This window comes from Methylocella sp., assembly GCA_037200525.1.
Taxonomy (GTDB): domain Bacteria; phylum Pseudomonadota; class Alphaproteobacteria; order Rhizobiales; family Beijerinckiaceae; genus Methylocapsa.
Genome location: JBBCGG010000001.1, coordinates 4,806,264 through 4,829,109 on the forward strand (window position 1 = coordinate 4,806,264; position 22,846 = coordinate 4,829,109).

25 protein-coding genes and 1 pseudogene are annotated in these 22,846 nt (G+C 58.7%); 14 read left to right on the top strand and 12 right to left on the bottom strand.

The window, feature by feature from the left end; translation table 11 throughout:
* Positions 1-186: 186 nt before the first annotated feature.
* Positions 187-816 (top strand): Pr6Pr family membrane protein, encoded by a 630-nt coding sequence (locus WDN46_23715; GenBank protein ID MEJ0096299.1) that lies wholly within the window; start codon positions 187-189, stop codon positions 814-816.
* Positions 817-1,997: 1,181 nt separating this feature from the next.
* Here WDN46_23715 and WDN46_23720 read toward each other — a convergent pair.
* The 3 genes from WDN46_23720 to WDN46_23730 all read right to left on the bottom strand — a co-directional run bounded on the left by WDN46_23720 (position 1,998) and on the right by WDN46_23730 (position 4,066).
* Positions 1,998-2,162 carry a metallothionein gene (locus WDN46_23720; protein ID MEJ0096300.1) on the bottom strand — a complete coding sequence of 55 codons (165 nt, stop codon included), beginning with the start codon at positions 2,160-2,162 and terminating at the stop codon, positions 1,998-2,000.
* Between the two features lie 1,039 nt (positions 2,163-3,201).
* Positions 3,202-3,378 carry a hypothetical protein gene (locus tag WDN46_23725; GenBank protein MEJ0096301.1) on the bottom strand — a complete coding sequence of 59 codons (177 nt, stop codon included), beginning with the start codon at positions 3,376-3,378 and terminating at the stop codon, positions 3,202-3,204.
* A 463-nt stretch (positions 3,379-3,841) separates the two neighbouring features.
* On the bottom strand, positions 3,842-4,066 hold the full coding sequence (locus tag WDN46_23730; GenBank protein ID MEJ0096302.1) for a helix-turn-helix domain-containing protein: 225 nt from the start codon (positions 4,064-4,066) through the stop codon (positions 3,842-3,844).
* A 113-nt stretch (positions 4,067-4,179) separates the two neighbouring features.
* Between WDN46_23730 and WDN46_23735 the strand changes: the two genes are divergently transcribed.
* The 3 genes from WDN46_23735 to WDN46_23745 are packed head-to-tail and all read left to right on the top strand — an operon-like array spanning position 4,180 to position 5,097.
* On the top strand, positions 4,180-4,497 hold the full coding sequence (locus WDN46_23735) for a hypothetical protein (GenBank protein ID MEJ0096303.1): 318 nt from the start codon (positions 4,180-4,182) through the stop codon (positions 4,495-4,497).
* Between the two features lies 1 nt (position 4,498).
* Positions 4,499-4,870, top strand: coding sequence for a hypothetical protein (locus WDN46_23740; GenBank protein ID MEJ0096304.1), 372 nt, complete (start codon positions 4,499-4,501; stop codon positions 4,868-4,870).
* Positions 4,867-5,097 carry a hypothetical protein gene (locus WDN46_23745; protein MEJ0096305.1) on the top strand — a complete coding sequence of 77 codons (231 nt, stop codon included), beginning with the start codon at positions 4,867-4,869 and terminating at the stop codon, positions 5,095-5,097. The genes WDN46_23740 and WDN46_23745 overlap by 4 nt, the downstream gene beginning before the upstream one ends.
* Before the next feature lie 621 nt (positions 5,098-5,718).
* On the opposite strand, the gene WDN46_23750 is transcribed toward WDN46_23745, so the two are convergent.
* Entirely contained in the window at positions 5,719-6,036 is a 318-nt protein-coding gene (locus tag WDN46_23750; protein MEJ0096306.1) for a hypothetical protein, read from the bottom strand.
* Positions 6,037-6,714: 678 nt separating this feature from the next.
* Here WDN46_23750 and WDN46_23755 point away from each other — a divergent pair.
* The 5 genes from WDN46_23755 (at position 6,715) to WDN46_23775 (ending at position 11,267) form a co-directional block, all read left to right on the top strand.
* The gene (locus WDN46_23755) at positions 6,715-6,849 is read left to right on the top strand and encodes an Arm DNA-binding domain-containing protein (protein ID MEJ0096307.1); all 135 of its coding nucleotides are present in this window, start codon (positions 6,715-6,717) and stop codon (positions 6,847-6,849) included.
* Between the two features lie 27 nt (positions 6,850-6,876).
* Positions 6,877-7,998: a site-specific integrase gene (locus tag WDN46_23760; protein MEJ0096308.1), complete on the top strand. Its 1,122-nt coding sequence runs from the start codon at positions 6,877-6,879 to the stop codon at positions 7,996-7,998.
* A gap of 325 nt (positions 7,999-8,323) precedes the next feature.
* Positions 8,324-8,518 carry a helix-turn-helix domain-containing protein gene (locus WDN46_23765; GenBank protein MEJ0096309.1) on the top strand — a complete coding sequence of 65 codons (195 nt, stop codon included), beginning with the start codon at positions 8,324-8,326 and terminating at the stop codon, positions 8,516-8,518.
* A 242-nt stretch (positions 8,519-8,760) separates the two neighbouring features.
* A complete protein-coding gene (locus WDN46_23770; protein ID MEJ0096310.1) occupies positions 8,761-9,273 on the top strand; it encodes a hypothetical protein in 513 nt (170 codons plus the stop codon).
* Entirely contained in the window at positions 9,270-11,267 is a 1,998-nt protein-coding gene (locus WDN46_23775) for a bifunctional DNA primase/polymerase (protein MEJ0096311.1), read from the top strand. The genes WDN46_23770 and WDN46_23775 overlap by 4 nt, the downstream gene beginning before the upstream one ends.
* 1,090 nt (positions 11,268-12,357) lie before the next feature.
* Here WDN46_23775 and WDN46_23780 read toward each other — a convergent pair.
* Both WDN46_23780 and WDN46_23785 read right to left on the bottom strand, forming a co-directional pair.
* Positions 12,358-13,146, bottom strand: coding sequence for an ATP-dependent Clp protease proteolytic subunit (locus tag WDN46_23780; GenBank protein MEJ0096312.1), 789 nt, complete (start codon positions 13,144-13,146; stop codon positions 12,358-12,360).
* Positions 13,147-13,248: 102 nt separating this feature from the next.
* A complete protein-coding gene (locus tag WDN46_23785) occupies positions 13,249-13,395 on the bottom strand; it encodes a ribbon-helix-helix protein, CopG family (protein ID MEJ0096313.1) in 147 nt (48 codons plus the stop codon).
* Between the two features lie 113 nt (positions 13,396-13,508).
* Here WDN46_23785 and WDN46_23790 point away from each other — a divergent pair, with 113 nt between their 5' ends.
* Together WDN46_23790 and WDN46_23795 are read left to right on the top strand one after the other, a co-directional pair.
* Positions 13,509-14,015 carry a hypothetical protein gene (locus WDN46_23790; protein ID MEJ0096314.1) on the top strand — a complete coding sequence of 169 codons (507 nt, stop codon included), beginning with the start codon at positions 13,509-13,511 and terminating at the stop codon, positions 14,013-14,015.
* 90 nt (positions 14,016-14,105) lie between these two features.
* Complete coding sequence (locus WDN46_23795) at positions 14,106-14,369, top strand: hypothetical protein (protein MEJ0096315.1); 264 nt, start codon at positions 14,106-14,108, stop codon at positions 14,367-14,369.
* Positions 14,370-14,633: 264 nt separating this feature from the next.
* On the opposite strand, the gene WDN46_23800 is transcribed toward WDN46_23795, so the two are convergent.
* Positions 14,634-14,813, bottom strand: coding sequence for a hypothetical protein (locus tag WDN46_23800; GenBank protein ID MEJ0096316.1), 180 nt, complete (start codon positions 14,811-14,813; stop codon positions 14,634-14,636).
* 285 nt (positions 14,814-15,098) lie between these two features.
* Between WDN46_23800 and WDN46_23805 the strand changes: the two genes are divergently transcribed.
* Positions 15,099-16,418, top strand: a complete 1,320-nt coding sequence (locus WDN46_23805; protein ID MEJ0096317.1) for a nucleotide disphospho-sugar-binding domain-containing protein — start codon at positions 15,099-15,101, stop codon at positions 16,416-16,418.
* Positions 16,419-16,434: 16 nt separating this feature from the next.
* Here the strand turns inward: WDN46_23805 and WDN46_23810 are convergent, their stop codons facing one another.
* The 3 genes from WDN46_23810 to WDN46_23820 all read right to left on the bottom strand — a co-directional run bounded on the left by WDN46_23810 (position 16,435) and on the right by WDN46_23820 (position 19,153).
* The gene (locus tag WDN46_23810; GenBank protein ID MEJ0096318.1) at positions 16,435-16,614 is read right to left on the bottom strand and encodes a hypothetical protein; all 180 of its coding nucleotides are present in this window, start codon (positions 16,612-16,614) and stop codon (positions 16,435-16,437) included.
* Positions 16,615-17,163: 549 nt separating this feature from the next.
* Positions 17,164-18,375, bottom strand: coding sequence for a hypothetical protein (locus WDN46_23815; GenBank protein ID MEJ0096319.1), 1,212 nt, complete (start codon positions 18,373-18,375; stop codon positions 17,164-17,166).
* Entirely contained in the window at positions 18,335-19,153 is an 819-nt protein-coding gene (locus WDN46_23820) for a hypothetical protein (protein MEJ0096320.1), read from the bottom strand. The genes WDN46_23815 and WDN46_23820 overlap by 41 nt, the downstream gene beginning before the upstream one ends.
* 221 nt (positions 19,154-19,374) lie before the next feature.
* Between WDN46_23820 and WDN46_23825 the strand changes: the two are divergent.
* Positions 19,375-20,143: pseudogene (locus tag WDN46_23825) on the top strand (IS5 family transposase).
* Between the two features lie 365 nt (positions 20,144-20,508).
* Here WDN46_23825 and WDN46_23830 read toward each other — a convergent pair.
* Positions 20,509-20,739, bottom strand: coding sequence for a hypothetical protein (locus WDN46_23830; protein ID MEJ0096321.1), 231 nt, complete (start codon positions 20,737-20,739; stop codon positions 20,509-20,511).
* Between the two features lie 426 nt (positions 20,740-21,165).
* Between WDN46_23830 and WDN46_23835 the strand changes: the two genes are divergently transcribed.
* Complete coding sequence (locus WDN46_23835) at positions 21,166-21,846, top strand: hypothetical protein (protein MEJ0096322.1); 681 nt, start codon at positions 21,166-21,168, stop codon at positions 21,844-21,846.
* Between the two features lie 656 nt (positions 21,847-22,502).
* Here the strand turns inward: WDN46_23835 and WDN46_23840 are convergent.
* A complete protein-coding gene (locus WDN46_23840; protein MEJ0096323.1) occupies positions 22,503-22,790 on the bottom strand; it encodes a hypothetical protein in 288 nt (95 codons plus the stop codon).
* Positions 22,791-22,846 lie beyond the last annotated feature (56 nt).

The following is a 22,846-nucleotide window of genomic DNA, read 5'->3' on the forward strand; positions in this document are numbered from 1 at the left end:
TATTAATATGGCGGATGAATGCCTGCAAAAGCTGCCGTTGAGACATGAGTCGCTGATCAATCGCGGAGAGAAGCGTTCATAGATCTAATGGAGATCGCAATGGTTGCTGCAGGACGTTCAAGTTCGCCCACACCCGATCCGCCCGAAACCGCGACATCCTTTGGAGCTCAGCGGGTTTGTGCGGGAATGCTCGCCTTGGCGGCGTGGATTGGACTTGGCGCTCAAATCATTTTCAGCATTCAGGACGCAGTGTCGGAACACGCATCCATTGCGACGCAGCTTATCGATCAGTTCAGTCGTTTCTCGATCCAAACCACTACGCTCGTGGCGCTGGTCGCGACCATCGCGTTTATACGGCCTCGGACCAAGTCTTTATTGTTGAGGCCAAGCGTGCAAGCGGCGCTGGTCGTTTATGTTTTCGTCGTCGGCGTAGTTTTTGAGGTGCTGCTCCGGTCAGACGCACCAGGCCTGCAACTGGTCGACCGGGTTTTCCACGGGCTAATTCCGATTCTCTACCTGCTATATTGGTTGATGTTCGCGCCCAAAGGGAATCTGTCGATGCTCGATCCGGCGCTCTGGCTTATTTATCCGCTTCTCTTTTTTGCCTATACATTGGTGCGCGGCGAAGTTTTTGGTATTTATCTTCGGCGCATCCACGAAATCATCAAACACGGGTATGGGGAATTTTTTACCGATGCGCTCGCTTTCTTTGCGGCGTTTCTCGCAATCGGTTTTATCCTTGTTTCGATTGACCAAGCGCTAGGGGAATGGCAAAGCCGCCGTCGGAGCGAGGCAGGCAGAACAGCCGAATTCTGAGAAAAGCCCGATCATCGATTTCGGACTCACGATATGACGGCCACATCGAATGGCCTGATTGCTATACGAACGACATAGCTTGCGCCATAAGACCAGACTACGATTGTCCACGCGTGCGTCGCCAACATGTGATAAGCCCCACACTCAGCTGAAACTCCACCAGACATGGTTGGACTCGGAAGTGCCCCGAGCTCGAGCGTCGGAAGTGTTCAGTCATGATTCATGCGTCTCTCTCATCGAACTTCATCGACTTAGCTGAAGAAGGCGCCCGCTGCCGCGCGGCTAACGGCGCCGCCCTTTTCGAATCGCGGATCGCGCGCCGGGAACGCGAGACAGGCGTTTTGGGACCCCGGAGATGAAGCGCCTGGCATTGATCCTCAGGATTGCGACGGCGATTCTGTTGGCGTTTAGCATCGCAGCGGCGCTGTTCGACCTCAAGCTAACTCTCCGAAATGACAGCCGAGAAGCTTTTTTCGATAAAATTTGGATCGGAACCGGTCTCTTTTCCCTGCTCTTGGCATTTTGCGCCGAAAGAATCGGCGGGGGTAAGCAATGAGGATTATTTGGTGATTCGATCGGGGATGGCGGCGGGCTCAGCGCTGAAGCGGGGAGTGGGCCAAAGGACGATCCGGCGATAGGCTGGGCTTTAGTTGGGAAAGCAAGGGCGGCCCTCCGCGCCTAAACTGCCCCCGCCGCGCGCCATTGAACGGCGGGGGCAGCATGAACCTACCGGATCACAATCTTGGCGGACCTTACCAACGCCGCCAGCGACACACTCGACGGCCCCGATGCCACCAACACACCCTGCGGCGACGCCACCAGACGTCCTGGATCAGATTGTCTGTCTGAGAATTGATGTCCTTGTTGATGGTTAGCGGCGCGGCCTCGGCTGCGCCTGACGTCAACGCTGATCCAACTGCGGCAACTACCGCGTAGCTCAACAAGGTCCCTAATATTTCGCGGCGATGAACTGCGGTCATTAATGTCCTCCCACCGATAAAAGGAGCCGGACTTCATGCGGCTCCTAAAATGAAGTTGACCCCAAACTCTGGACAAACGCCAGAGCTTAGTCGCGAGGCCCTCAAGATGACTTTTACGATGGGAAATTCAACCGCCGCTCGCATCCCCGCTCGGCAAGCCGCGTGTGAGACGTCATGGCGGCAAGGAGCTCGGGCCGTCCCTCAACCGTGGCAGGTGCAGCCCGCGTGATGGCAGCCGACGCCCTTCTTGTGATGGTCCGCGCATTCCGTGCTGCAGTAGAAGCGTCCTTCCTTCTCGACAGCGCTCTTCGTCGGGACGACGCAGACGCAATCAGCGCAGGCGCACTTTACCGTTGTCACTTCCATCGTTTCTCTCCCGTTAAGGCTGAAATTGATGCTCGTGCGGTTCCGTGACGTGATCGATCGGGGCAGCGCTCCAATCTTGAGTACAACAACCCATAGCTGTCAAACGGAATGTTACACCCTGACATCACAGCCGCCATCAACGCGGAAAAAGGCCCGGCGCTGAACCGGGCCATTAGTTGAGAAGGGAACCCGAAAAAGCCCCGCGACAACCGAAGCACAAATCCGGACAGGTCATCGAAAGGAAATGCATCGAAAGCGTTCGTCGGATCCGCACGTTGCCAGGGCGTTGGCGGACTGCGGTTGCGGAGCCGCATTGTTAGTACGCATTCCGTACTCTGATGACCTCGAAAGGACGAGACAAAAACCCTGAGCCGTTCCTTTTCTCCATTTTGGTGTCGGCAATTAGCAAAGGCCACCGAAGTTCAGTCGCCTCTATGCTGGCCGTCCATCTATTTCTCGCGAAGCGCCCCAGCGTCCGGATCGCCAGATGAGCCACCGCGGCCGGGTCTGTTAGGCGAAGGCAGCCCGTCTTGACCCGCGGCGTTTCCGGCGCCTCCGATCTCTTTGGAGCCGGTAGATGGGTTGGAGTCGCCCTTTTGCCCACTTTGATCCATGGTTTGCCCAGTCCGATTTGTGTCATAGCCTTGCGCCAGCGCGATCGGTGAGAAAGCAAGCATGGCTGCAGATAGCGTCGCGATGAAATTCATGTCTTCCTCCCAGGTCGCTTGCCCTAGCCACCAACCGCCGGAAGTGTTCGATGATTTGATTTGCGATACGCTAAATCATGAGCATGCCCGAATGGATCGCCCTTTGGCTCACTCCCTCGTAGACGCGGAAACGGGAGCCATTCGAACGGACGAGACGAGTTTCAATCAGGTGCGCTCAGTACCAGCGTCCGCGGCCATACCATCCACCGCCACCAACCAGCAAAATGATCAACACGATGATAAGAAGCGTGGTCGTATCCATTTGCTCCTCCATTTGAAGACGCGAGTTGAAGACGCAATCTCGCAAACGTTATCTAGTCGCAGTACCAACACTAGGCTTTCAGGTTCCTGTGAACAAAACGTCTTTGGCCGCCGCAAACTTCCGCCTCCAGCAGCACCGTTCCGCAGTCGGTGCTAATTGGATCATCAGGCGGCATCTGCGCTTTCCACGCCTGATACCCTTCGTCCACCCGATCAGTCAGATCGGCATCAAATCTGACCCATTGCATCTGTTATCTCCTGACGACCTTCAACAGGGGGACTCGATCATCGTCGCGTCCAGCCTCCAGGGACGCCTCCTTGGCTTCTTCGGATAGGGCGGCGGCCTTTGGGACGCCCTGACCAATCCTTGACTATCTCTTGCGATCTTCGGGCGATTTCCCTATGGGAGCCGTCCGCTGGCAAGTCCAGAGTAAGTTCGACTCGTGCGATTATGTCATAGAGCGCCAAATAGGTATCGCCGCCTTCAATCCGTCGAAACAGTTCATATGCCCATTCATCCAGGACCGCTTGATGCTGTGGGGCCGTTAGATTCCAAACGTCCCTCATCACCACGACAATTCTGTCAGTGAGCTCGGCGCTCTTTTTCATCGTCGTGACCGCCAGCAGAGAGATTAGCGGTTCTTATGGCGTGGATTACTTCTCGTCCAGCAGATCCCTGAACTTTAGAATCTTTCGCAACTACAATAGCTTTCACTTCCGCAGCCTCACGCCAGGCCCTCCGCCGTTCTCGGCGATGAATTCGACGCCGGCAGCCTCAAGGGCCGCTCGAATGGCAGCAAGATTGTTGTCGATTGGCGTTGAACGTCCCGCCTCGAAGTTTCGAACGGTGCTCAACCCCACCCCCGCAGCAGCGGCCAGGTCAGCTTGGGACAGTTCAACAAGACCGCGGCCAGCGCGCGATTGGGCAGGAGTCATATGACCTCTCATAACGAATATCGTTCTCTATAACGTTTTTCGTTTGACAGGTCCACAAATAACGAATTAGCATCACCATAACGCAAATCGTTATAGCGCTAGGAGCAACCACGATGCCAAACAGCACAGTTCCGGCAGCCGATAGCGGCTTGCCAAATCTCAATCACGGAACGAAAGACCAGAAGCCATCGATGGCCGAACCCGCCCAGCTCGCGCGTCAATGGCCGGATTACATCGACGCTGAGCTTGCCATCGACCGCACCCAATCGCTCATGCTCATCGGAGGGCTTGCGGCGCGGAGCCTCGAAACCGCTTTCGGCGGCGAGCGGGAGGCGATGGAAGAGCTGTTTACGATGGCGCTGGACCAAATCACGACAGTTAAGACGTGGTTCCACGAGTTCATCACCGAAGCCAAGCGGGAGGGGCTATGACATGACGAGGAACCTCGAGGCGTCATTCAAACTCATCGGCTTTATTGAAGAGCACAGAAAGGCCCGCCTCTCGATCAATGAGGCAGAGGAGCGCCAGAAGGCCATCGAAAATACCCGCGGATATATGTCGGACTCCCAAAGCCGCGCCCTCTATGACGAGGCAACCAAAGCCTTCAATGATGGGGTCAGCGGCTATGACAGTGCCCTCAAGTCTATTTGCGAGCATCGGTGCGCGGAGCCCGAGGACGAGCTCATGAGGCTCAGATACCTGGCCGAAGCCGCTGCCGCCTACGGCTGGCCGGATTCAGGAGTCGACACCGACCTTTTTAAACCTTTGCTCGACGGCGTCCGCGAAGGGGAGGGCCTAAAATGACGAAAAATACCGTGCCGTCAAAAACCGAGTTGCACGAGTATGACTTATCTGACGCCACCGTTGACGTGACCAACCTTCGCAATCTGTTGGGAACAATCAATGATTTGGTGGCGGAGATGGATCTCGGCAGCGGTGCTAACCGAAATCACGCACTTGCGCGTGTTAATTCGCTTCTGAGAGTGGCGGAGGATTTCGCCGATCATATCCGCGAGAGGGCCGAAGCATGACCCAGCCGCTTCACCGGACGCTATGGGCGCGCATTCGGATTTGGGTCGTCATGGGCTTGTTGGGTCTGGCCGCTCGGATCACCGATGACCTCGAAAGGACGTGCAGCTGGCGCTGATGTTCGGCAGATACAAACGAGAACCCCCGCCGGCACGGAGAGCGGCGGGGGCAGTTAAACTTAACATACCGGATCACGATCGTTGGGCCTCGAAGAGAGTCTCATGCAAAGACATCAAGGGGGTGGCGAAACGGTCTGGCTCCCCGCGGGTGTGTGAGTCCCGCGATTTTTGGCCGGGCGAGACCTGCTGTGAGCTCCCCCAGCCAAACTTGCTATGCGGCCAGCATCCATGGCGTGCGTAGCGGCAAGATTTCACCGCGAAGGAAATGTGTTGCAGATGTCGCGTTTCAAATGCTAACCATAAGTTATGATATAACGTTACGTAGGCCATTACCGACAGTGAGGCCAGGGCGGCGGACGCGCCCTATAGGCGGGAGAATGCAATGAAACCGGCGGTTACAGGCCTCAGAATAACATCAACGGTCCTGTATGTGCTTTCCATCGGGGCCGCACTACGCGACCTTGAATTATCTGCGGTGCGCGGCGGTCCAAAGCCGTGGTTGGATTACTTTTGGATCGGAAGCGGCATACTGTCCCTGTTCTTGGCATTCTGCGCTGAAAAGATGGAACAGAGAATCGCTGTCAACGGCCAGGACGAACAGGCTGTTGAATCGAAAACTGCTTTATTCGCTAGATTCATAGCCCTCCCCGGCAAAAGTAGTTCGGATGCAGCCTCTCCCAATGCCACCCCCTGCGGAATAAATGCGAAGAGTCGCACGCGGCGCGACTCTAAATCAGACCCGCGCCAAGGTTGGATTCGTTCACTGCGCCGGCCGCCCAAAATGGGCACTTCAAGTTCAATCTTGAACTGCTGGCCGTCCATCTATTCGTCGCGAAGCGCCCCGGATTCCGGATCGCGAGATGAGCTACCGTGGCCGAGTCTGTTTGGCGAAGGCAGCCCGTCTTGACCCGCGGCGTTTCCGGCGCCTCCGGGCTCTTTGGAGCCAGTAGATGGGTGGGATTCGCCCTTTTGCCCACTTTGACCCATGGTTTGCCCAGTCCGATTTGTGTCATAGCCTTGCGCCAGCGCGATCGGTGAGAACGCAAGCATGGCTGCAGATAGCGTTGCGATGAAGTTCATGTTTTCCTCCCAGGTCGCTTGCCCTTAACCGCCAGCTGCCGGAAGTGTTCGATGATTTGATCGAGCCGATGAGTCGCTACGGCGATTCCCAGCCGAAGCGTATCCTATCTGCCTGGAGCATTCACGATATCCATAGAGCCCAATATCGCAGGCAATTCACGGGTCCGCACGGGGTCCGCACAAGGTCCGCAGGCTTGGATTGGGAAGAGATTAGTCGCCTAACGCATTGAAATTATTGGTGCCGCAAGAGAGATTCGAACTCCAGACCCCCTCATTACGAATGAGACTGTCGCGCTTTCTTTTGGTTTCTTTTTATTTGATAGGATATCACTTCTCCCTGTAGTTACTGCGATTTGTATGCGATATTGTTTCAGATAGCCACCCACGGTTTCTTTTTTGGTGGCGACACGGTGGCGACAAATGTCCAAGGACCTCACCAAGCGCACAATCGACGCGCTCCCTCCTCGCGAGAAGCCCTACATCGTCTTCGACGCAAAGCTGCCCGGCTTTGGATTACGCATCGCGCCCAGCGGCAGTAAAACTTTCGTCGTCTAGTACCGACCACACGGAGGCGGCCGAGCGATCGCCAAGAAGCGGCTCACGCTTGGAGCCTATGGCCCGCTCACGCCCGATCAGGCGCGCAAGGCTGCCGCCGACGCACTCTCCGCGGTGCGCCACGGGCGTGACCCACAGGCTGAGAAAAACGAACGCCGCACGGCGCTAACTGTCTCGGACCTGGTTGACGCGTTCGCGACCGAACACGTCGCAACCAAATGCAAAGCGCGGACCGCGGAAGCGCACACAGCCGCCCTCGAGCGGCTGCGCAGCGCGCATGGCGGCGCTAAGGCAGAGAGCGTGACTCGGGGGCACATCGCCAAGATGCACGCGAGCTTGGCCGACAAGCCCTTCGCCGCTAACCGCTTTTTAGCCGTCGTTTCCAGGTGTTTCTCGTGGGGCGTTGACCGGCAACTATTGCCGGAAGGCCACCTCAACCCAGCGTCCCGCATCCAGCATTATGAAGGCGCGGCTCGCGAGCGGTACCTGTCCACTGCCGAGCTCGCGCGGCTTGGCGACGTCTTGCGGGAAGGCGAAACCGTCGGCCTCGAATGGTCGCCCGACGAGACAAAGGCCAGTGCGAGGCACGCGCCGAAGCCTGAAAACCGGCGCACGCTGCTTGACCCGTTCGCTGTGGCCGCAATCCGATTGTTGATTTTGACCGGCGCTCGGATGCGCGAGATTTTGCACGCCCGATGGAATTATGTCGACTTCGAGCGCGGTGTCCTTCGACTGCCCGACTCGAAGACCGGGGCGAAGCCGGTCTACCTCTCAGCGGCCGCGCTGGCCGTGCTCGCCGCCCTACCCCGCATCAACGGCAACCCCTTCATAATCGCGGGCGGCAAAGACGGACAAGCCCGCGTTGATCTCAAGCGGCCATGGGCCGCGGTCACTAAGGCCGCGGGGCTTGAGGGCCTGCGCATCCACGATCTTCGGCATTCGTTCGCCTCGGTCGGGGCCGGCGCTTCGCTTGGTCTGCCGATCATTGGGAAGCTGCTTGGGCACAGCCAGCCGGCCACGACCGCCCGTTATGCGCACCTCGACGCCGATCCGATGCGCCGCGCCGTCGAGTCCATCGGGGCGACGATCAGCGCCGCGATGGGCGAGAACGCCGCCGAGAGCGCCGTCGTCAGCCTCCGCGGCAAATAAAATCCCTCGATCTTTGAGCCATATCGCCTACGTAGGGCGATTGAAACTGACATTTATCAGTAAGATAGCAGACCGCGTCAAGGACAACTGTCGCGTTATATTACTCTGCGCATGCGTATGCATCTCTGTCTATGTGTGCGTAAAGCCAGTGTATCAATCTGGTGTATAAAACTACATACACATACTATGAGCACTGTCCATTCAGTCAAATTTCTACTTGCCTGCATTCAGTATCCGTGCAATATCAAACATCGCAGCGGTTTGCACAAAGGAGATTTGGATGCCCCAATATTCAGACAGGAGTCAGGCTCCGCCAGGCGGCTTGATGACAACGCCCGAAGCGGCCAGTTATCTGCGGCTGAGCAAGTCCCTAATAGACAAATACCGAGTATTCGGCGGAGGGCCGCTGTTCGCCAAGCTGGGAGGCCGGATCGTTTACTCGAAAGAGGATCTCGACGCGTGGATCAGCGCGAGGAAATTCTCCTCCACGTCTGAGTACAGTGCCGGCGAGGCCGCATAGCCCCGCGGAATCGAAACCTGAACGCGCCTAAGACCCACCAGACCTATCAGACCCACCAGACAGCAAGATTGAAAAAAGGCGCTTTCACCTCATAGAAGGTTGAAGCGAATGTTGTTTCTGAGAGCCGAGTATCCATCATCTTCCGACTGGACGCGGCATACCGAATTTATCTCCGGAATTAATCTAAGCGGCCCGCGCCATTGCCTTGGCGGCGTGAACTTATGGTTCTCCAGGGAGTGCGCATGATGGCCCCGAAGTTTAACGCGACATATGCGCGTCTGCTACTTTCACCTCAGATTGTCGAAATCGACCGGGCTTGGTTCGAGGCTCACCCGTTACGTTCCTTCCGAGTAAGGCAACTCGGCAAGGGCGAAGCCCGCGTGCACATGGTCCCTGAGTGGGCAAGACGCAACTGCTCCAAGGTAGTCATCCGCTTCGGAGAACAGGCCTTTCGTCAGACCGTGGCCATTGCGCAACCGCATAACGGCGTACCGGACAGCGATGAAACCGTATTGGCTATTGTGTACGATGCTCTCCGGCTGGCCATGGCTAGCGATGACGAAATGAGAGCAGTGCGCGACGCTCTCGATGGCGCCCGTGCCTGTGACTGCAGCGAAGACTCACTCGCAAAGGTCCGCTCGGCGGTGCGCGCAGTTGCGGCGGATCCAGAAAGCGACCCGATACTCCGCGAGGCACGCTCGTTCGCTATCATCCGAGCCGCGCGTGCCCAAAGCGAGAGAAGGGCGGGACGATGAGTGCTCGGCTCGCCGCGAATGCGCCCTCAGCCCCAGTTTGCTCGTTCGACGACATTCGCGACGCCGCGGAAGATCTGACGCGTCGCGGGCTCAGCGTGTTCAAACTGTCCGCCGATTCGTGCCGCCCGCTCGTTCCGTCGCCGTGGGAGCGGGCTACGTCCGATCCCTCGCGCGCTCGAGCGATGTTCACGAACGCCGCTGGCGGCCAAGAGGCGGCCAATATAGCCGTCGTGACCGGCGATCGCTTCATCGTGGTCGACGTCGACGTGAAGGGCGACAAGCAAGGTTTGGCGTCGCTTGAGATTATGAAGGCGCGCGGCTTAGACACGGAGACGCTTACGGCGCGCTCGAAATCTGGCGGCTTTCACCTCTTTTTCGAAGTGCCGCCGGGCTATCACTACAAGAGCATTCAGGGCAATTCGGCCTATCTGCCCGGCATAGATATCAAGGGGACGCACGGTTACGTGGTCGGCGTCGGAAGCTCGACGCCGCAAGGATCTTACACATGGGAGAAAGAGCTCCCGATCTTGCCGTGTCCCGATTTCCTGCTCAAGGAATGCCAGAAAGAGCTTTTGATCGAGCGCAAGGCTGCAACCCCCTACGTGCTTGGCGAGGCCGACACGCCCGAAATCATCGCGAAGGTGACGAACTACCTTCTCTATGTGGCCCCGGCCGGCGTCGCTGACGTCAACCATCATGATTCGCTCATAGCCGCCGCCCAAGGCGCGATGGACCGCGGCGCGACGCCGGAGCTTGCCGCTGAACTCATAATCGAGCATTGGTCGACCCGGCCAGACTGTTCGAACGTCGACCCGGAATTGATTCGCTATCAAATCGCCGAGCACGCGCCGCGCCGCAATGACCCGATCGGGATCATATCGGCGATATCGGCCGACGATGCTTTTGAGGCGGTCACGCTGCCAAAGCCGGTTGCCAAGGCTGCGCGTGTGTTCAAGGCGTCGGAATTCATGGCGCAACGCGTACCGACTATACCGGTTATAGAGGGGCTCATATCGGCTGGAGGCGTCTACACGCTTACAGGAAGCACGGGAGCAGGCAAGACTGGCCTCTTGCTCAATATCGCGCTGGCCGTGGCTTTCAACCATCCTGACATTATCGGGCGCGACGTTGAGGCTGGCCCCGTGCTCTACATGACCGCGGAGAACCCGAACAAATTCCGGGAGCGGCTGATTCTCGCGGCAATCGTCTTTGGGATCTCTGAGGCGGACCTTGATAGCGGCAAGCTGCAAATCTTACCGGGTTTTGCGACCGAAACGGAAATGCTCGCTGAAGTAAAAAATATCAAAGGCGGCTTCAGCCTGGTCGTGCTCGACACGCTGGCGTCGTATTTCGCCGGCAGCGATTTCAACGACAACGCGCAAACGCTGAACTTCCTCCGAGGCGTGCGGCCTATCACAGCCACAGCCGGGGCTCCTGCCGTGCTTATCGCGGCGCATCCGGTCAAGAACGCCGCAGCAGACAATCTTGTGCCCTATGGCGGCGGCGCCATCCTAAACGAAGTTGACGGAAACCTGACGCTCTCGGCCACAGCCGACAAGAAAGGCTCAATCCTTCATTGGCAGGGCAAGTTGCGCGAGCCGGACTTCGAGCCGATTCACTACGTTGTCGACCAGGAATCAAGAGACCAGCTCTTAGACGGAAAAGGTAGGGCGCTCGTCCTGCCAATCATGCGCTTTGCCACAGACAAAGAAGTGAAGGCCGAAGCTGCGAACGCACTCAATGCCAAGCAGCGCATTCTTGTTGCTCTGGCCGCCGGACCGCAGTTGACCGCCGCTGCCATCGCTCGTGTGGCCGGCCTACCAGGCAGGAGTACGAGCAGGTACGTCAACGAACTCCTCACTATGAAACTCCTGGGGAATGGTCTTGCGGGAATCGAGTTAACCCCAAAGGGGGCCAAGCAACTGGCCGCGGTCCTCGCCGACCATGACGGGAATGTCTTCCAACGAGTTGAAGGAGAGATTTTTGCGGGCTGAAAACGGCGAAAAACGCGTGGCCGAAGCTGGCCGAATTGATGGCCAATCGGCCACGTTTTTTGCAAGGAAATGGTGGCCAGTTTTGGCCGAAGTTGGCCGACGAAAGGGGCTAACTAGTTGAAAATATTTCGTCGGCCAACTTCGGCCAATTTTTACCTAATGGCCATTCGGCCAATCGGCCACACGCCCCCCTTCTTAGAAGGGGGGCGTGGCCGAGGCTGGCCGATTTTGATGGGCAGCTGGCAGAAGTGAATCCGTCGGATGCCATCGTAACTAAGGCCGCGGAATCTGGCGGCGACACAAGCAGGAATTGAAACATGATTTCACCTCGCCGGCGCCGAGCCCCCAAGCAGAAGGCAAAGAAGGCTCCAGAAAAGCACGACCTAGATCCGGACAACATTGAGGAGTTTGACGAAATCGACGCCTACGAGCAATTGGTCTCAGTGTGGTGCAAAACGCACTCTAAATACGAGTCGCATTTCCTCCCGCTTTACCTCGTCAATCCGGGCGAACTCGATCGGCGCGCGGAGGCCTCTGCACAGCACCGCCGCCGCATGCGCATAGTGGCAGCTGTAACCGAAGCCGTTGCCGAAGCAGTAGCCCGCCGTAGCGGTCGGACACCCCCACCGCGTCGCGGCCAGCCCCCGACGCGGACACGCTGATGAGCCAAGGGAAGCCCAATTCCCCATCGCACCTTGCTGGCAACGTTCCATCTAAGCGCGCGGCCACGGCTCGCTAAAAGAAGGAGGGCTCCCTCATCGAACGAGTTTTCGTTAACTCGTTTAATTTCAACGACTTAATTATAGTTCAAACGCTCTGGATGCTATCCGACGCTTGGTGAGAATTGAGGGCAGCCGACGGCGCCGCCTTTGATCGACTCAATGCCCTGCGGAGCAGGACAAGCCCTTACGATCAATGCGCCTCAATTTGTGTCCAGGAACCGTTTGAACCCTTCATATCCCGGTGGGTTGTGCCTTTGTCCCAATCAACGCAAGTTCGGATGTCGCCGTATGGATTGAACTCACACACATCGCGAGAAAGAAGATTTCCATCCGCGTCGTCGGCCCTTCGCACCATCATGTCCTTGCCATCATTGCTGGTGAACCAAATAGCCGTCGTGCAAATTTTCAGCTCGGGTTGACATGAGCGAACGAAGCTCGGTTTTCCGTTGTGCTGTGCGATCGACAGATCGGTCGCCCATTTCACAATGTTTTTCCCATTTTTGTTGCTCGGTTTGTGCTGGCGGTTGGACAGGAACCTGCGCCGGCGCCGCGACCTGCGCCGCATTGGCCGACGGCGTTTGAACAGGCTTTCCTGTCATCGTCGTTCCCATCGCGCGAAGGTTGTTCGGCGACAGCCAGACGATCTGATCCGGTGGCGTAACTACCATTCGCCCGATAATTTCGGCCGGCACCCCGAGCTCTTTGACAACTTTTGCCATTGCCACGGTCGCCGCGTTCCCCTGTTCGGTCTCCCGTCCATTCTTGTCTGAGGCGCCATGCACGCCAACCGACGCGCTGTAGCTGGCAAACTTATCGGCACCGGCTGCGAACGCCACAAAGCACGCCGACGCGCACGTTGACCCGTTCGGAACGACAGTGGCTATCTTCGCGAAGCGTATCAGCTCGGACAGCTTTACTCCCTCAAGCAAATTACCGCCGGGGGAATTGAGGCGAATGCCCGACACGATCTTCCCAGAGTCGTTGGCGCTCTTCGTCAGCTGCGTGAGTTGGTCGGCGTCCCCTGACGCGATCTCTCCGTTGAGGATAACGATAACCTTGCCCTCTTTGGAGACGTAGCTTGTTAGCGTCGCGGCGGCGGCTGGCACCGAAACAGCGGCGAAAACGCCTGCTGCAAAACAGATTTTCAAAGGGCTCATGAAACAGCTCAGCGCAAATCAAGAAAATATGGCTCAATTTTGCGCTATACGAGGCGGAACCGCAAGTTCCGCGCGGCGTCGACCGCGCGGCTCAACCTTCGTCTATTTCTTGGCTTGTTGCTTCAGTCTTTCGATCAAAATGCGCTCGATGAACTGAGCTAGTGACCGACCGTCATTTGCTGCCAGCTTTTCGAGCGCCGTTTTGACGTCGGGCTCAACTCGTAATGAAATTGCAGCTGTGCGGGCCATGTGTCCTCCTTAAAAATGTATGCAAATATGTGCAAATGAATCACATTTTCATTGACAGGTTTGCGACTGACTGTAGTGTGCATACACTATCACACAATTGCAGGAGAATAAAAATGGCTCAAGATATCGCAATGTCGCTCGCCGTCGAGTGTCGCCTTATCGACAAGTACATGTTCATGTGCAGCCACCGGATCTCGGAGAGCGAATACGATAAGATCGATCGGCGGCGGATGGATGTCGAAGCGCAGCTTGCCGCCACAACGCCGTGGACAAACGCAGGCGCATCGGCGCTGCTTCGCACTGCGGCACGATGGTTACTCGCCGCTGAGCCTCAGGAATGGGCAATAGCCCATCTGCGCACGCACGCCCGGCGCCTCGGGCGCGGCGAACGCGGAGTGATTGTTAAGCTTCGGAGTCTATTCGTCACGCTCGGTGAAGAGCCGACGTGCGATGAATGCGCCCACGGGGGTGGATGGTCGCCGGAAAATAAAGCAGCTATCCTTGCGATACTAGCCAACGTGATCGAGTATGCCGAGTCATATAAAGCCGCGCCAGAGGCTTGGGCACAGCGGAAGCTACTCTGGCAGGATATCCTCGCCACGGCGTCGCCGAGAAACTAGCGCGGCTTTCCTCTTGTGTTGTCGCCCTTGCGCCACGGCGACAACACGGTCCTTCGCTCGAGGCGCCAGCGCGAATGAGGGCATAATCCGATGAGCGAGAACACGGTCGATGACGACAGCGATCCGGCGTATTGGCTGGCCGACGCGATAGTCAAGGAGCGGGCCCTCAATCGGCTCATGGCGGCGCGCAGAGCGGATGATGTCAAATTCGCCAAAACCGCGCACCGATGGGCCCTGCGCGTTGTGGGTGGCTGTGCCGCTCTTGATCCTGTGGCTGCTTTGGGATTACCGGCACGACTGGCGAACCATTGTCGTCTATTTTTTGATCTATGGCATGGCCGGCGCGGGCTATGAATTTGAAAATGATCATGGGAAGCGCCGCAGACTAATCACAGCAGAGGAAAACGCGCGGCTCTCGGAAGACGAACAGCGAGTTATCGCCAGTCTTAAGGCCGACATCCCGAAAGTCATCGCGGCATCGTCCCCCGAATCTGTCGCCCATTTGCGAGCGATTGCCGCGGAAATCTGTCGCCCATTTGCGAGCGATTGCCGCGGACCCCAAAGTGGACCTCACATCGGGTTTCGCGTCCAAGGAAGCCAAGGCCCGAAGCGATGCAATCATCGCAGCGAGAGCGCGGCAAGCAGCATCCGGCGGGCGCGGTGGGCCGTCGTAAGCGCGCTCAACGCTTGCCCGCCGATGTATTCAGCGGCATGTGTCCCTTGCAGAGGCTGTTTGATTATGGGGACGGTGACTACGGCCGTCTCAATGCCACAGGGTTCGAGGGTTGTCTTCGACACGATCCTTTGAAGCGGGCTGAGCTGAACGCGGAAAGGATCGACATCTAGCGTGCGGCCTGCGCCGGACCTATTGGGGGGAAAGTTGGGCTATCCTGGCGCGTGCAATTTCAACAGCCTTGTCTTTGCGCAGTGCTCGCTGCAGCAAGAAACTGCCCGACATCACGATGTGCGGCGCGTAGCGGCGAAAGCTACAGTCGTAACGACTTTGATTGGCGCTGAAACCCTCATGTCATGAAGACGCGGTCATGTAGGCCAGAACCTTCAATATCAGGAATGGTAGACCGTATGAAAATTCTCATCGTATCCACTCCCGCAATCGGCCACATAAATCCGCTTCTTGGCATCGGGCGTGTCTTGATAGCGGAAGGCCACGACGTAGCGGTGTTATCCGGAAGCGTTATGCGCACCCGGATCGAGGCCATCGGCGCTACGTTCCGCGCGCTACCCGAAAAAGCGGATATTGATTTGCGGAATATTGCTGAGGCGTTTCCTGAGATCAAAACTCTATCTCCGGGACCGGAACTGTCGCGCTTTTACTTCGAGCGCGTCTTCATAGATCCGAGTATCCCGCAGCGTGAGGGCATTCGGCAGGTGCTGCGTGATTTCCCAGCCGATGTCATCATTGCAGGCAGTCTCTTTCTTGGCGCTCTTTTGATGCTGCTTGGCCCGCGATCTGATCGTCCAGCCATCGTCATTTGTGGGACAACCCCGCTGTTGTGGCATCGAGATGATGGAGCGCCACTAGTCTCCACCTTACCGCCTGCAGCCAGCGACGCCCAGCGGCGGGAGTACGCTGCACTCTCCGAAGGATACTCTAAGGACTTCACGATGCCTGTTGGTGAATACTTGAACAGATGTCTAGCCGCGATTGGCATCGCGCCGCTGTCGATGGACATTTTGGACGCCATCGTCTCTCGTCCCGATGGCTATCTGCAGTTGACGGTTCCAAGCTTTGAGTTCCCGCGAAAGGATATCCCCGCTTCTGTGCATTTCATCGGCGCTCTTCCCATCGTTCCAAATCAAGCGCCGCTTCCGTCATGGGCGAACGAGTTGGATGGTTCGCGCAAAGTCGTGCTGGTTACGCAAGGAACACAAGCCAATCACGATTTTGGCCAATTAATCATTCCAACGCTGGCCGCGCTCGCAAATGAGCCTGATCTCCTCGTTGTGGCCACCGCCGGCGGTCGTCCCGTCGACGCCATACCCGGCCCAATTCCGAGCAATGCGCGGCTGGCTAGCTATTTGCCGTTCGAATGGGCGCTGGCAAAGGCCGACTTATTCGTCACCAATGGCGGTTACGGCAGCGTCAATCAAGCGTTAAGCTTTGGCGTGCCCCTTGTCACGGCGGGAGTGACTGAAGACAAAGGGATTGTTGGCGCCCGCGTCGCATGGTCCGGGGTCGGTATAAATCTCGCGACCAACGAACCGACGCCGGACGCGTTGCTTGAGGCGGTCCGGGCTGTCTTGGACGAGCCGAACTATAAGGCGCACGCGTTGGCCATGGCCAAGGAATTCGCCAGCATCGACACGCGATCCGAGATCCTCAGGATTCTCGAACAGGTCTCCGGTATTCCAGGCGTAGATAAAGGCCGTCGCATAGCCTAGCCAATCGGGGCTATGATCACGCTAACCCGTAGTCGGCCTGCGTCGTTAAAAAGCTCTGCTCGATGGCGGGCCCTATCGTACCGGCTATGCCGGGCGCGTCGGTGGCCGGCGTGTATATGTTGACCTGTCCGACGTTGACCTCGTTGGAGTGATTATTGGTCACTGCATGGCTCGCATGGACACATGAGCCCCGCACGCTCGGTTCGAGAGATCCACTTGGGATTATGCTGATCTAACCAAGTCAGACATCGCGCGACAGGCCCAGCCTCCACGAATCGCAATACCGCTCGCTGAAATTGGCCAGCTTAACGATCATGCCAGTGTTTAATCGGTTAGACATGAAGGCCTGACGTTGGCTGCGGCGCAAATTCGCGTTTCGCGAAAGCCGCCTTCGCTGCCCTAGAACGACAGTTCGCGAAGCCGCTCAAGCGCTATGGTGCGAAGATCCTCGACACCGAGCGCCGGCGTCTTTTGCGGGGAAGCGCGCCGCCGCGTCTGTGACGGTCGCGAAAGAGCGGCATGAAACGGCGCAATAACTCTGTGCGGCGCAGCCATGCCTAGCGCTCTGCCGGGTCACGGGCTCCGCGCAAAACAGATGCCTTCCCCGATCGCCTTCATCGACAGGCCATTTGCACTGCCCTTCGCCAAGCGCCGTCAACACTTTGAGGGGCCCGACCGCGCTCGGATCGAAAAGCCGCGTTGATGGCGGGCTGGATCGCTCTCGTTCCATTTGATCGATCAACAATTACCTCCCCGCCAATAAAACCCCCACCGAGCTGCCCGGCGCCGATGCGCGGAACTGCTGGGCCGGCTGCGCTGGCGCTTCTCGCTTCGTGCCGAGCAGCGCCGCAATGGCGCTCCCGGCCGTCGGAGGGTTGAACCCGTGCTGCAGCCATTGGTTGCCGAGATATGCCTGAATCGGACGGGACATGATAAGGCGTCCGATCCCCGCCGGCACTGCTGCCCCGAGCGCGGAGCCAACCGCCGCGCCAACCGGTCCAGCACCTAAAAACCCCGCCGTTCCGCCGCCGGCGCCCAAACCGCCGGAAAGAAGATGCATTGCATAAGCGCGGCCAGCCGTACCCGAATCGGGCAGCGGCTTTAGCGCGGCTTCTCCAGAGCGAGCGAGATCAGCAAAATCGCCGATGCCTTGAGCGTAATCTAGCCGGTTATTCCCCCTCGCAACGACGCTCTTGATCTGCGTCGGGGAGACGTAGCCTTGCGCGCCGCGCGCCCCGCCGCCGACGGCTGCATTCGCAATGTCTTTCAAGTTCCCCCATTGGCGTCGCGCATCCTGCCACGCCTGCGCGTCGTCGGGCGAGATCGAGCGCGTAGCAGCATCGTCAAGCGCATCGCGAATGCCGCGATAAGCGGTCGAAAGGTTGCGGGTCGGACATGCGAACGCTATCCGCCATATTGCCGGCGCGCGAGCGCGTGGCTTGGTACACGTCGCCAGGCAGCGCGCCGTTGCGGTCCGGTTCAGCAAATCGTCAATGATATTGCCGACGTCCGGTGCGCGTTGGCTCGGCGCAGTCGTGCGCTCATAATTGCCAAGCGTCGTCTGAAAATCGTTCGCGAGCTGCGGATCGGCGGCCACAGTGTTCCGCGCCGAAAGGTCGTCGAACACGCTACCGAGATCCCTGAACCCGCGGTTAAGAACGTCGTCGGTCGCCAGCGGCGCGTTGATGCCAGCGCGCCGCAGAAGCGCTCCGGTAAATGCGCGCCCCGTCCTGTCATTGGTTGGGCCCGAGCCGCCTCCGCCAGGAACTTGGGTTGCGGCTGACTCGATCCGCTGCAAATTCTCACTTCCGGTGCGCTGTCCTGCCGTCATCGGGATATTCTCGGCGTCGAGTACGGCGATCGCCGGATCAAGCGCGGCGGGGCGCGCAAATGGCGTTACAACCTTGCTGACCGCGCTAGCGGCCAGCGGCAATGCGCCGCCGAAAATCTCGCCCATGCCGGCGCCACGGCTGGCGTCGGACAGCACTTGCGGCAAGTTCGTGTAATCCGGCGAGCTTACGGCGCCCCTGAACACCGCCAAGCGTTCCGCCGACGCCCGCCCCAATTGCCGCTTTGCCGAGAGCGCCGGCGCCTTGCGCGGCGGCCTCGATCGGGCCAAGCGGGAGCGCCAGGCCGGTTGCAGTCGCTCCAGCGGCGTTTGCGGCCGAAGCAACAAGCGGATGCTCTTTCTCGAAAGCCGCGCTCTTCGCGCGCTCGGCCTCAAGGTTGCCAGAATAATCGCCAAAGTTGCCGCCAACGCCGGTTAGCGCGCTAAAGCCAGCGGCGATGCGCGGCGATAGCCCGAGCGACGCGCCTTGATTGGCTTCGCGCAGCACATTCGCCGCGCCGCCGAGATCCGCGCCGAGATCGCGCACGGGGCCGTCCGACGCCTCTTCCGGCGAGCGCAATTGCGTGTCGTCGACAAGCGGGGCCTGCTGCGGAACGATCGAAGAGAAAGATGCATAGGGATCGGCGGCAGCTGGCTTCCCAACGATCGAGGAAAATGATGCGTAAGGGTCCACGGCCGGAGCCGCAGGCTGCGAAGGAGAGCCTTGAGGTGCCGAAGGCTGCGGGGCTGGCGCACCAAGCGTTGATGGCGTCGCCGAGGAAGGCGCAAACGCAGATGGCGTGACGCCGCTCGGATCCGAAGCCGCCAGCAGCGCGAGGGGCGACATTCCAGGCGCATAATATCGCCGCGCAATAGAGCCGTCGGGGGTTTGGGCATCGATCGGCATTGGCGTTGACCTCTGGAGAGGAGCGCCGACGCGGACGGCGATTGATCGTTTGTGAGACGCTAAACGCGCCATCTTTAGCACAGTGTGATCGAAATGTCAAGTTCTCAAGGCTGATGAGGTTTCAGGGTGGGACAAGTAGTGAAGAGATTTTGGCTCCTAGGCTCAGGACCTATTAAATTTGCCTGAGATGTGATTCCTGGTCTCCGCATGGGGAGGCTGGGATGAGTGATTTGTTTTTGTTGGGCGAGCGGCAGATGGCGCGGCTTGCGCCGCATTTTCCTCTGTCGCATGGCGTTCCGCGGGTTGACGACCGTCGGGTGGTCAGCGGAATCGTCTATGTGATCCGCAACGGCCTGCAATGGAAAGATACGCCCAAGGATTACGGGCCGCACAAGACGCTTTACAATCGCTTCATCCGCTGGAGCCGGCTCGGCGTCTTCGACCGCATATTCGCCGCGCTCGCTGGCGAAGGTCCAAAGCCCGAGCGCATCATGATCGACGCCACGCATCTGAAGGCGCATCGCACAGCGGCGAGCCTGCTCAAAAAGGGGCTCTTCCCCGCCGTATCGGGCGCACGAAAGGCGGGCTGAACTCGAAGCTCCACGCCGTCTGCGACGAAGCCGGAAAACCGATCATCCTGCTGCTTAACGAAGGCCAGATGAGCGACCATAGGGGCGCGCGGCTTCTGGCCGATACGCTGCGCCTGCCTCGGCGCTGATCGCCGACAGGGGCTACGACAGCAACTGGTTCCGCGCCGCGCTGAAGGCCAGGGGCGTCGAGCCCTGCATCCCGCCAACCAGAGGCCGCAAAGCGCCGCTCCACTATGACAGGACGCTTTATCGAACGCGCCACAGAATCGAGAACCTCTTCGTCAAGCTCAAGGACTGGCGGCGCATCGCAACCCGCTATGATCGATGCGCCCATACCTTCTTCTCCGCCATCTGCATCGCCGCCGCCGTCCTCTCTTCTATCTCAATCAATGAGTCCTGAGCCTAGGCTCGCAATTCGACCAAGGCCGCACGGGAGGCCAAGCCGTTACGCGAATTCCTAATAAACCGGTTGCCGCAGCAGATAGCGTGGGAGCCCTCACGAGCTCTGCAAGAATAAATCTAACGTGCCCTTCAGGAAGTATCGGCCATTTTGCGGCGAGCCCCCGACGTTACGGCCGTAGCTTCTTTTTCCCGGCGTTGACATGCTGCCGTAGTCCGAAACTGCGCATCCTTTTTTGGAGATCTGAAAGCAATCGCGGACTGCTTTGCGCAGTCTCGCATAAGAGACCAAGGAGATTGCTGTGGTTTCCAACGCCATTGGAAAGTATGCCGTTTCGATCGTCGAAATTGGCGGGTGGGTAGGCGTTAACGCAGAGACTTCCGCGTGACGATACGCGTTAAAACCACTGTGTCCCGTTCTACTTTTTCTGGGCTGATCGACCTGCTGTGCAGCCGGCGTTTCGCGCCTTTGTTCTGGTGCCAGTTCTTTTCCGCGTTCAACGATAATTTCGTACGCAACATGCTGGCCATGCTGATCCTGTTCCGGCTCGGCGAAAGGGCTGGCGTGTTCATCACGCTCGCCATCGGAATTTTCATGCTGCCGTCTCTCATACTCTCCGGCCTAGGCGGCGAAATGGCGGATGCACAGGACAAGGGGCGCCTGGCGCGGGCGCTGAAATTCTCGGAAATCCTCGTCCAGGCTGTAGCGGGCGATTGGGCTGTGGCAGGCCTCCCTGCCTCTGCTCTATACTGCCCTTTTTGGGCTCGGCGTGATCGGCGCCCTTTTTGGCCCGCTGAAATATGGCATCCTTCCCGATTGCTTGAAAGCCAAGAACTCATCGCTGGCAATGCGCTTATCGAGGCCGCGACCTTCGTCGCCATTCTTCTCGGGTTGATCGCGGGAGGCCTGTCGGCGGCAGGCCGCACGCCGGAAGGAACCATGCTCCAGCTCATGCTCATCCGCCCTCGCCTGCTGGGGTTGCTAGCCTGTTCATACCGTCGACAGAACGCGCCGCCCCTCACTTGCCCCTCAATCCCAATATATTCGCCTCAACAGCCGCATTATTACGCGAGATCAGGCGCGACCCGCAGCTGTGGAGCCGGAGCCTGGCAGTCTCCTGGTTCTGGATGGTCGGAGCGGTGGCCCTTTCACTCACCCCGGTCGTCATTCGCAACAAGACCGGCGGCGGAATTGGCGTCGAGACCGCGATCAGCGCGCTCTTCGCGCTCGGCATCGGGATCGGCTCGATCGCGGCGGCGCTGATCGCCCAGGGCCGCATTTTGCTACGCCAGGTGCCGCTCGCCGCGGTCGGCATGGCGGCGTTCTGGTCGACCTCGGTCTGTCGACCTGGAGCCTCCCTACGGCGAGCGCGGAAGTCGGTGTCGGTGTCTTTTTCAGTTCGGGCCATCGGCGTCCGCATCGCCGTCGATGTTGTTGGCCTGTCCGGCGCCGGAGGGTTATTCGTCGTGCCGCTGTTTACCGCAATTCAGGTGGACGTCGCTTCAGAGCGGCGAGCAAGAGTTGTCGGCGGAGTTAACATCTTGAACTCCGCGCTAATTGTCGGCGGGGTGTTGGCGACCGCCGCGCTGCAAAGCAAAGTCATCGGCCTCACCGAGCCCGTCCTTCTAGCGAGCCTCGGGGCCTTGACCCTTGGAGCGGCCTTTTATGTCAGCAAATATGTGTCGCGGCGAGTATATTACTGACGTAAATCTCTCGCAGGCGGACGACGCCTTTCGGAGGTCCGTTTCGTGGCCGAAACCCGACCCCTAATCCCCGGCAACCGCTACCAGCCGCGGGCGCGTTCGTTCGACAGACTTAGTCGCCAAGCTTATCCATTTCATGCGAGGAGCGACGCACCCATATCCGGCACATCGGCGAAACGCTTGATCACGATGGCGTCTTCAAACTCACCGGATGCCGGGACGCCTGTCCGGGAGAACGCAACGGTGCCGGCCATTCGCTGGGCGTCGCGAACAGCCGCGCCGGCTGTCTGCCGCTCTTGCGCCTCGCCAGCTACAAGGTTCCCCGCCCTCGCTTCTGATGAACGGGTAGGGCATGGGACCCTGCGAAGTTAGCATCACACAACTCTTGGTCGACAGCCAGCGAAGTGGTCAGCGCTTCGCTTGTCGGACTGAAAAAAAGGAAAGCATCTCGTGGTGCCGGGATGGCGCAATAGGGCGCTGATAAGGATGTTTGCCTTGCTGCCCTGGGGGTTGTCGGCTGAGCCTGTTGGCAAAAAGAGCAAGAGAAATTCATGACGACGGCTAGCCGCGAAGCTCGGTTGGACCAACGAGTTTGCGGTGACTTCGCGACGACGCAATGGAAAAATCATCAAGGATGAGCTTTGCCTGCGGTGGAATCACACCCTACTCGTCGGCCTTTTGTCCTGTTCCAGGATCCTCAGTCTGTGGTTCGTCAATGGTCCTTTGAAGCGCAGTAGCTTCATCGACAGATCTTGCGGCCAAATATCCCATTCTACGGGCGTCGTGAGCAACAGCGGCATGGCTTTGGCGTGGATCGGGCGCACCAGCTCGTTCGAATCCGTCGTCAGAAACGAGAAACAGGCGATGCTCGCGCGTCTCTCCCTTCCGCTCGCCGGTCCATAGCCGCCAGATCCCGGCAAAGGCGAACAGCGGCCGGCTTTCATCGAGCGCGAACCAGTTCGTGACCTTCGGCCGACTGTCAGTCCATTCGCAAAACGAC

What these genes read in the sequence shown, in the direction of transcription:
- WDN46_23755 (MEJ0096307.1), top strand. Translation starts at nt 6,715, where the DNA reads ATGTCCAAGGACCTCACCAAGCGCACAATCGACGCGCTCCCTCCTCGC.
- WDN46_23750 (MEJ0096306.1), bottom strand. Translation starts at nt 6,036, where the DNA reads ATGGACGGCCAGCAGTTCAAGATTGAACTTGAAGTGCCCATTTTGGGC.
- WDN46_23820 (MEJ0096320.1), bottom strand. Translation starts at nt 19,153, where the DNA reads ATGCCGATCGATGCCCAAACCCCCGACGGCTCTATTGCGCGGCGATAT.
- WDN46_23765 (MEJ0096309.1), top strand. Translation starts at nt 8,324, where the DNA reads ATGACAACGCCCGAAGCGGCCAGTTATCTGCGGCTGAGCAAGTCCCTA.
- WDN46_23790 (MEJ0096314.1), top strand. Translation starts at nt 13,509, where the DNA reads ATGGCTCAAGATATCGCAATGTCGCTCGCCGTCGAGTGTCGCCTTATC.
- WDN46_23770 (MEJ0096310.1), top strand. Translation starts at nt 8,761, where the DNA reads ATGATGGCCCCGAAGTTTAACGCGACATATGCGCGTCTGCTACTTTCA.
- WDN46_23715 (MEJ0096299.1), top strand. Translation starts at nt 187, where the DNA reads ATGCTCGCCTTGGCGGCGTGGATTGGACTTGGCGCTCAAATCATTTTC.
- WDN46_23805 (MEJ0096317.1), top strand. Translation starts at nt 15,099, where the DNA reads ATGAAAATTCTCATCGTATCCACTCCCGCAATCGGCCACATAAATCCG.
- WDN46_23740 (MEJ0096304.1), top strand. Translation starts at nt 4,499, where the DNA reads ATGACGAGGAACCTCGAGGCGTCATTCAAACTCATCGGCTTTATTGAA.
- WDN46_23780 (MEJ0096312.1), bottom strand. Translation starts at nt 13,146, where the DNA reads ATGAGCCCTTTGAAAATCTGTTTTGCAGCAGGCGTTTTCGCCGCTGTT.
- WDN46_23785 (MEJ0096313.1), bottom strand. Translation starts at nt 13,395, where the DNA reads ATGGCCCGCACAGCTGCAATTTCATTACGAGTTGAGCCCGACGTCAAA.
- WDN46_23730 (MEJ0096302.1), bottom strand. Translation starts at nt 4,066, where the DNA reads ATGACTCCTGCCCAATCGCGCGCTGGCCGCGGTCTTGTTGAACTGTCC.
- WDN46_23830 (MEJ0096321.1), bottom strand. Translation starts at nt 20,739, where the DNA reads ATGAAAATTCCGATGGCGAGCGTGATGAACACGCCAGCCCTTTCGCCG.
- WDN46_23775 (MEJ0096311.1), top strand. Translation starts at nt 9,270, where the DNA reads ATGAGTGCTCGGCTCGCCGCGAATGCGCCCTCAGCCCCAGTTTGCTCG.
- WDN46_23795 (MEJ0096315.1), top strand. Translation starts at nt 14,106, where the DNA reads ATGAGCGAGAACACGGTCGATGACGACAGCGATCCGGCGTATTGGCTG.
- WDN46_23815 (MEJ0096319.1), bottom strand. Translation starts at nt 18,375, where the DNA reads ATGGGCGAGATTTTCGGCGGCGCATTGCCGCTGGCCGCTAGCGCGGTC.
- WDN46_23745 (MEJ0096305.1), top strand. Translation starts at nt 4,867, where the DNA reads ATGACGAAAAATACCGTGCCGTCAAAAACCGAGTTGCACGAGTATGAC.
- WDN46_23725 (MEJ0096301.1), bottom strand. Translation starts at nt 3,378, where the DNA reads ATGCAATGGGTCAGATTTGATGCCGATCTGACTGATCGGGTGGACGAA.
- WDN46_23735 (MEJ0096303.1), top strand. Translation starts at nt 4,180, where the DNA reads ATGCCAAACAGCACAGTTCCGGCAGCCGATAGCGGCTTGCCAAATCTC.
- WDN46_23840 (MEJ0096323.1), bottom strand. Translation starts at nt 22,790, where the DNA reads ATGAAAGCCGGCCGCTGTTCGCCTTTGCCGGGATCTGGCGGCTATGGA.
- WDN46_23720 (MEJ0096300.1), bottom strand. Translation starts at nt 2,162, where the DNA reads ATGGAAGTGACAACGGTAAAGTGCGCCTGCGCTGATTGCGTCTGCGTC.